7 protein-coding genes, 1 other RNA gene and 3 pseudogenes (1 of these 11 only partly in view) are annotated in these 6,718 nt (G+C 36.8%); 2 read left to right on the forward strand and 9 right to left on the reverse strand.

What is annotated here, in order from left to right; all coding sequences use genetic code 11:
• Positions 1–8 precede the first annotated feature (8 nt).
• The 7 genes and pseudogenes from AAFQ93_RS01760 to tadA form a co-directional block, all read right to left on the reverse strand.
• Positions 9–524, reverse strand: coding sequence for a histidine phosphatase family protein (locus tag AAFQ93_RS01760; RefSeq protein ID WP_375555457.1), 516 nt, complete (start codon positions 522–524; stop codon positions 9–11).
• Between the two features lie 18 nt (positions 525–542).
• Positions 543–845, reverse strand: a pseudogene (locus AAFQ93_RS01765) (isochorismatase family protein); the annotation flags it as partial.
• A pseudogene (locus AAFQ93_RS01770) lies at positions 841–1,002 on the reverse strand (DNA repair protein RadA); the annotation flags it as partial. The pseudogenes AAFQ93_RS01770 and AAFQ93_RS01765, both read right to left, overlap by 5 nt.
• 10 nt (positions 1,003–1,012) lie before the next feature.
• Complete coding sequence (locus AAFQ93_RS01775) at positions 1,013–1,552, reverse strand: histidine phosphatase family protein (RefSeq protein WP_375555458.1); 540 nt, start codon at positions 1,550–1,552, stop codon at positions 1,013–1,015.
• 1 nt (position 1,553) lies between these two features.
• The gene (locus AAFQ93_RS01780) at positions 1,554–1,997 is read right to left on the reverse strand and encodes a dUTP diphosphatase (RefSeq protein WP_000701981.1); all 444 of its coding nucleotides are present in this window, start codon (positions 1,995–1,997) and stop codon (positions 1,554–1,556) included.
• A 212-nt stretch (positions 1,998–2,209) separates the two neighbouring features.
• Positions 2,210–2,307, reverse strand: an RNA gene (gene ffs / locus AAFQ93_RS01785) — signal recognition particle sRNA small type.
• A gap of 32 nt (positions 2,308–2,339) precedes the next feature.
• Complete coding sequence (gene tadA / locus AAFQ93_RS01790; protein WP_375555459.1) at positions 2,340–2,807, reverse strand: tRNA adenosine(34) deaminase TadA; 468 nt, start codon at positions 2,805–2,807, stop codon at positions 2,340–2,342.
• A 303-nt stretch (positions 2,808–3,110) separates the two neighbouring features.
• Here tadA and AAFQ93_RS01795 point away from each other — a divergent pair, with 303 nt between their 5' ends.
• Positions 3,111–3,650, forward strand: coding sequence for a hypothetical protein (locus tag AAFQ93_RS01795; protein WP_375555460.1), 540 nt, complete (start codon positions 3,111–3,113; stop codon positions 3,648–3,650).
• A 481-nt stretch (positions 3,651–4,131) separates the two neighbouring features.
• Here the strand turns inward: AAFQ93_RS01795 and AAFQ93_RS01800 are convergent, their stop codons facing one another.
• Complete coding sequence (locus tag AAFQ93_RS01800; RefSeq protein WP_375555765.1) at positions 4,132–5,418, reverse strand: adenylosuccinate synthase; 1,287 nt, start codon at positions 5,416–5,418, stop codon at positions 4,132–4,134.
• Positions 5,419–5,649: 231 nt separating this feature from the next.
• Positions 5,650–5,886, reverse strand: a complete 237-nt coding sequence (gene comW, locus AAFQ93_RS01805; RefSeq protein ID WP_320692685.1) for a sigma(X)-activator ComW — start codon at positions 5,884–5,886, stop codon at positions 5,650–5,652.
• A gap of 305 nt (positions 5,887–6,191) precedes the next feature.
• Here comW and AAFQ93_RS01810 point away from each other — a divergent pair.
• Positions 6,192–6,718, forward strand: a pseudogene (locus AAFQ93_RS01810) (IS30 family transposase) (it continues 252 nt past the right edge of the window).

Genomic DNA, 6,718 nt, shown 5'->3' on the forward strand with positions numbered 1-6,718 from the left:
ACCTCTTTCTAAATCTCTATCTCACACTCAATCACTTGGCAAAAATCAATCTTCTCGTCTGGTACAAATTGGCGCATGAGCATGCGATGAGTGACAACAACGACTGTCTGATAGTCTCGATACTTGCGCATAGATTCTAGAAACCGAGACCTCATTTCCTCAGCTGTCTCATATTGAATAGGACTATTAGGAGGTAAGGATCCATTATTTCCTAGAAACAGAGTACGAGATTTTTCAAAATTCTCTACGCCACTTTCATAGACTTGCCATTCATGCAATAATGGCTCCACTCTCAAAGGAAGTCCAGTAGCACAAGCCACATAGCTAGCAGTCTCTAAAGCTCTTGTGACTGCAGAAGAAACTAGTAGATCAGCTGAGTGTAGCAAAGAATTTTTGCTCAGTTCCTGAGCTTGCTGCCGTCCCTTCTCAGACAAGGGTGCTAAATCCATCCCAAAACCTGTATAAGAACGTTCCTCTAACTCACGATAATCTGGCTCTCCATGACGGATAAAAATAATTTTCATATTAAGATCCCCATAAAACTATCCAATCTTGATTCCGAAATCTTGCCACTGCTTCAGTGTTTTAGAGAATTTCTTCTGGTTGGCAACTCCGACCGCAGACAAATCGACAGAAACCTGATAATTCTCCTTGGTAGCTGCCAAAACGGAAGCATTAACACAGCCATTGCCATCTACTCCTATAAACTCTATGCTTTTAGCACCGTTTTCCTCTAAAAAATCTTTTAAATCTGGATTAGTAAAGCAAGAAGCCCAACGCTTCTCAAAGATACGAGAAGATACAAGCAGCAAGCCGGTCGCAAATTTCTTCTTTCTGTCTTTTCTCCCCCGTCAAGGACACACGCGCATTCTTGACCTCTGCAACCTCAACCTCTTCGACAAAAGAAGACCAAGACCCACAGTTTGGACAGCTCCCTAAATACTTGGGGGAATTATATCCACAATTTTGACATACAAATGTCGCTTTTTTCTTTGCGATAATAAACCTCTTTCTATATCTCTATCTCACATTCAATCACTTGGCAAAAATCAATCTTCTCGTCTGGTACAAATTGGCGCATGAGCATTCCGTGAGTTACAATGATAATAGTTTTATAATTTTTATATTTTTCCAAAGTTCTTAAAAAACGATGACGCATCTCCAGAGCAGTTTCATAGCGATAAGGAGAATCTTCAGATAAAGCTCCTTGATGTTTTAGATAATATTCATGAGCTACCAATACACTAGTTAAATCAGAGTTAGTACCATCTAAGTCTGGACGCCACTCATGAAAAAACGGCTCCACAAATAAGTCCAATCCTGTTTCAACTGCTATATAATGTGCTGTTTCTAAAGCCCTCGTCACAGACGATGAAATAATAATCTCTGCCTTTTCAAAACATGCAGTTTTAGCAATTTCTTTTGCCAGACTGCGACCTTTTCCTGTCAATGGTGCTAAATCACGACCAAAACCACTATAGAGTTGCGGATTTTCAAGTTTATCAAGCATACTATAATCTGGCTCTCCATGACGTACAAAGATAATATTCATCTTAGTGCCCAGTCGATCCAAATCCACCAGTCCGCACGCCGTCTGCCTCATCTCCATCTGCGATTAAAAATGGTGCAAAGACAGCCTGAACCACACGTTCCCCAACTTCAAGAACAACCTCTTGGTCTGTGATATTCTTCATCTGCGCAAAGATATGTCCTTCATTCCCTGGATTGCCATAATAGTCTCCGTCAATGACACCCACAGAGTTAATCAAGACCAAGCCCTTTTTACGAGGATTTGATGAACGGTCATAAAGATAGAGCACTTCAGTCGGCTGCATATAAGCCTTGACCCCAGTTGGGACGAGGACGATTTCTCCTGGTGCAATGACTGTACGCTCCGCAACCTTTAAATCATAACCAGCCGCATGCGCCGTCTCACGCTTGGGCAATAAATTTTCATCTGTAAAACTAGAAACCAATTCAAAACCACGAATTTTCATATTTCCCTCTTTTTAATCTTTTATTCTAGGCTATTTTATCTTATTTATTCGAAAAAAGCACGAAAAATCTTCTATATAAAATAAAGAAAAGTGTCCTATCAAAAAGCAAACAATAAAATCATACAAAAAAATTTAAAGATATTTCGAATGTCCCTTATTTTCCCTCTTATTAACAAACTCATTCCTATTTCGCCATACTTAAACTATTTTCTTTAAAGTACAAAAAAAGAGCACACAATTCACATCGCTTAGGGCTGCTGGATTCCTCCCCTGACCCACTTCACGCAGAAATGTTGCTCTATTAGTTATTATACCACATTCCTCAAGATTTTAAAAGAGAAATTATTTTTTCCGTCGATTTCTGAAAAATTCCTGCATAATGCCTGCACATTCACTCTCTAAAATCCCTGTTTCAACCTCTACACGATGATTGAGGCGCTCATCTGTCAAAATATCATACAGACTTCCAGCTGCACCAAATTTCTGATTTTTAGCTCCATAAACTACCTTAGGGATACGAGCAAGCCCAATCGCCCCACTGCACATAACGCAGGGCTCTATAGTCACAAAAAGTGTGCAATCCAACAAACGCCAGCTCTCTTCCCTTACATTAGCATTCTCTATGGCCATAATCTCCGCATGCATGATCGCACGTTGCAACTCCTCACGCGCATTGTGCCCCCGACCAATGATTTCTCCATCCTTGACAATCACACAACCAATTGGGATTTCATCATGCTCTAAAGCAATCTCTGCCTCCTTCAGGGCCTCTCTCATAAATGCTTCTTTTTCTTCAACTGTATAATCCATAGCTTCTCTCTTTTCTCGCCTATCAATTCTATCATTATAGCATGTTTTCCTAGACAAAAAAAGACCTCTATAATATTTGCAGAAACCAACTTTAGATAGTATTCAATCTCTGGTTTGTAGAAATAATGTTATAAAAAGAGTATAATAGTAGCAAAATTTAGAGAAACACTAGAAATCATGAACTGAGAGTAATGGAGACAACTGATACAGAATGTCCAGATCTGTCTGAAGATTTTTAACCATAAGTCTCCAAGAGATGATTATCCTGAGATTTAAATAATAAACAAGATGAAAGGGTAAATAATGAAATTAGAATTTTTACAGGATAAACCAAAACTTACCTTGATGTTTCCATATAAAGATACATTTAATAGAGTAGGGGGACCATCCATGATATCTATATCTGTTATGATTCTCTGGATTCTGAAGCGTCTGATGACTTACAATACTGATTTTGCAGACAAGATTGTTATGGCGGTAGCGCTGATTTATGCTCCCCTCCTTATATGGTTTATGGGGTATTATTTCTTCATAAATGGAGTAAAATTAGAAATTTATAAAAACAATATTGTTCAGTATTATACCTATAGCAGTAGAGGCCACAGCCTATTACATTATCAATTTGGACTTCAAGATATCGAACAAATAACCATTAAAAAGCGTCCTTTTAATTGCGTAAAGTTAAGCATAAAAATTAGAAATCTTATTTTTTTAGAAGGACATGAAAAAAAACTAAATAAGCTAGTCAGTATCAGTATCATCACAGACAAACTAAAAGCAGATGCTTTTATGCACGAAATGAAGCAATTTCAAAGTGATAAATCAGATAATCAAGTAAGCTGATTCAGAAAAAATTCAAGTTTGTCTAACTTACAAATTCTCAAGAAAATAGTTCACTGAAGAGGCTGGGATCAGAAATCCCAACCTCATTTTTTCTTAGTTATGCGCCTTTGATGTGATGGCAAATTGAACGATTTGTTGGTATTTGAGAATTCAAAAAGCTTCTTTTACCAAAACTTCTTTTCTCCATTCACAACCTTAACTAATTTACCAAAATGTTAAAAACTCGTAGACCTGGGGCTACCAAATCAAGACTTAATCTAGAGACTTAATGCCCACTGTTTTTTTCTTCATATACTACTTTCAAGAAGACACCCAGATAGGACTTAAAAACTGACAAAAAAAGTCACCGAATGCGGTGACTTTATAGGGAGATTATTATGAAAAAGAAAAGTTTAGGATATTTGTTACAACAAGTTAGGAGGTCTTCTTGTAACTGTATATAGTATAGCTGAACTATCTTAAACAAATCTTAAAAAATCTCTTATGACCAAACACTTTCTAAAATATTTGTTTGTTCACGACCAGGACCCACTGAGAAAGTAGAGATACGAACTCCAACCAATTCGCTAACACGACGAACATAGTTACGTGCATTTTCAGGAAGATCTTCCAAAGTACGTACTCCAGTTATATCTTCTGACCAACCAGGTAATTCTTCATAAATAGGTTTACAACGTTTCAATTGTTCAAGACTAGCTGGATAGTAGTCAATGCGTTGACCATCAAGATCATAAGCTACACAAATTTTCACAGTATCTAAACCACTCAAAACATCGACAGAGTTCAAAGAAAGATTCGTAATTCCAGAAACACGACGACTATGACGCATCACAACTGAGTCAAACCAGCCTACACGACGTGGACGACCTGTTGTAGTACCATACTCATGACCTACTTCACGAATGCGTTCTCCCACTTCATCAAACAATTCAGTTGGGAAAGGCCCATCTCCTACACGACTTGTATAGGCCTTACATACACCTACAACCTTGTCAATCTTGCTTGGACCAACACCTGAACCGATTGTCACACCACCAGCAACAGGGTTTGATGACGTAACAAATGGATAAGTACCTTGGTCAATATCTAGCATGACACCTTGGGCACCTTCAAATAGGACACGTTTGCCATTATCGAGCGCATCATTTAAAATAACCGAAGTATCTGTGACATATTGCTTAATTTGTTGACCATACTCATAATATTCTTCAAAAATATCATCAATTGAAATAGGTTCACTATCATACAATTTTACAAATTGACGATTTTTCTCAGCAAGATTACGTTCTAAACGTTCACGGAAGATCTCTTTATCCAAAAGATCCGCAATACGAATTCCAACACGAGCAGCCTTATCCATATAAGCTGGTCCGATACCCTTGATAGTAGTACCAATCTTATTTTCACCCTTAGCTTCTTCTTGCAGACGGTCTAACTCGATGTGGTACGGCAAAATAACATGCGCACGATCAGAAATACGTAGATTATCTGTTGTAACACCTTCATCATGAAGATAGCTCAACTCTTTCACAAGTGACTTAGGATTTACAACCATCCCATTCCCAATGACAGAAATTTTTTCAGGGAAGAAAATTCCAGAAGGAATCAAGTGCAACTTAAATTTCTTTCCATCAATCACAATTGTGTGACCAGCATTATCACCACCTTGGTAACGCGCAATCACTTCTGCATTAGCTGAAAGGAAGTCTGTAATCTTCCCTTTACCTTCATCACCCCACTGGGTGCCTACAACAACAACTGAAGTCATAATCTTGTCTGAGCCCTTAGGCTCTTCCTTTCTCACATACATGGCAGGAATCTCACCTACAATTATATCTTACAATTTATTATAATAAAGATTCTCAATTTTTTCAAGACCAAAGACCTGAAACATTAGGAATTTAGAGAAAATTGAAAAAATCATATTGAAAAAATATTGCAAATTTTTATTATGATAAGATAAAACAATAAAATTGTTCGGAAATATGGAATTTATAAATTATATCCCAACACAATCATTTGAAATCAATAACTGTTCAATGTACAAACGGTAGCAAGCTCTATAGTGATAAGAAAATAAAGGATGCATAATATCAAACTTGTACCGAACTAAATAATAGAGTAAAAATCGAAGATGAAAAACTTCCCATTCTAAATCATTATCTACTAAATAACTATATTCCTTTTCAATAACATCATAAAAATCAAGATATTGTTCATAAATCTGTTCAATCATTTTATTTGACTCCATTTCTATTGATAAAATGAGTATAACAAAAAAATAGAAGAACCAGGGAAGATACTTCTATCATGTACTATAATGAATATTCAAATAAATAACAGATAAAAAAATTAACAGTTCAGCTCAACAATCCTACATTTCAAAAAAAATCTAAAATTTCTGTAATGAAAGGAAATCACTGTAGGAATTATTCTAGTTTATTTTATTAGATAAATTGTAAAATATATTGCACAAAAACTCATAGCGTATCATTGGTGTAAACTGTAGGTAACCACACAAACAGAACCCGAGGAAAAACTATGAGCTACTCCCATCCTACCATAACTGACCGAATAAAGATAGAAACTTACTTGGATTTAGGTTTGAAACCCTGCCAAATTGCAAGTAAACTTGGCGTCCATAAGTCTACATTTTAAGAGAGTTAATACAATGCCAAAATGGTTATTCCGCAGTCTTAGCACAGAAACAGTACAACCACAGAGCTAAGCAAAAGGGCCGGAAGTCTTGTTTAACACCAAAATTGAAAAAGGAAATTGAGAACTGTTTAAAATCTTCCTGGTCGCCTGAACAGATTTATAACCCCTATCAACTTATACAAAAGCCAATAGTAGCTTTTAAAACCATCTATAACTGGCTCAATGCAGGTTTGATTGATCTAGATTTAAGAGTCCTTCGTCGTAAAGGAAAAACTTGACAACCCAAAGAAACACGTCAAACATTTAGGATTGACACGCCGATTGCAAAACGTCCTAAAGAGGTCCGAATTCGTGAGAGTTTTGGTCACTGGGAGATCGACTTCCAGAGGCAAAAGCAAGGGCTATTTAGC

The organism is Streptococcus nidrosiense (assembly GCF_042140045.1).
Taxonomy (GTDB): domain Bacteria; phylum Bacillota; class Bacilli; order Lactobacillales; family Streptococcaceae; genus Streptococcus; species Streptococcus nidrosiense.